The 607-nt window shown below is 37.1% G+C and carries 1 protein-coding gene; it reads right to left on the bottom strand.

Annotation, left to right across the window (positions count from 1 at the left end; translation table 11 throughout):
* Positions 1 to 607, bottom strand: a 607-nt coding sequence (locus tag HMPREF2918_RS10600; protein WP_070595617.1) for a LexA family transcriptional regulator, incomplete at both ends; no start/stop codon positions are given.

Here is a 607-nt window from a genome sequence, read left to right as displayed (position 1 = left end):
TAGGATCTTCATCATACGAAAGAAAAATATCTTTATAGTTTGGATTGATAGAAACCAGCCTTAAGCCATGCTCCTCTCGATAAACTCGTTTAATATAGGTCTGGCTATTGCAGACTACGGCATAAACTGCTCCATCATAATCAAACCCTGTTTCACGAATGAGAGCCACAGAACCATTTTGATATTTGGGTTCCATTGAGTCGCCAGAAATCCATGAGGCGAAATCGTGGGCTAGTTCTTCATCAAAATAGACAGTATCATAGTTTTGATCGTTATACACCGATGAACCGATACCAGCAGACATTTGTTCGTAAACATGGTATTCGTATAGTTTTTCCGATATCGAAACAACATTCTTACATTGTTCTTTTTGAACCAGGCCTCTAACATAACTAAGTGCTTGATCCTTAGCTTCATCTGATAAAATATTATATAGTCGGGCAATTTCAAGCTCTGTAAAATAGCCTTTTGGAGCATTTAGAATCTGCTCCAAAAGCTTTACTTTTTCTCTAGATGGTTGTTTTACTCCACGTTCCCATGCTGAATAAGCTTGATAACTAATACCTAAACGATCCGCAATATCTTTTTGAGTCATTTTTAGCTCTTT

This window comes from Streptococcus sp. HMSC065C01 (genome assembly GCF_001813525.1).
GTDB classification, from domain to species: Bacteria; Bacillota; Bacilli; order Lactobacillales; family Streptococcaceae; genus Streptococcus; species Streptococcus parasanguinis_V.
Note: the sequence above shows the minus strand (reverse complement) of the source record. Positions and strands in the feature narration are given on the sequence as shown.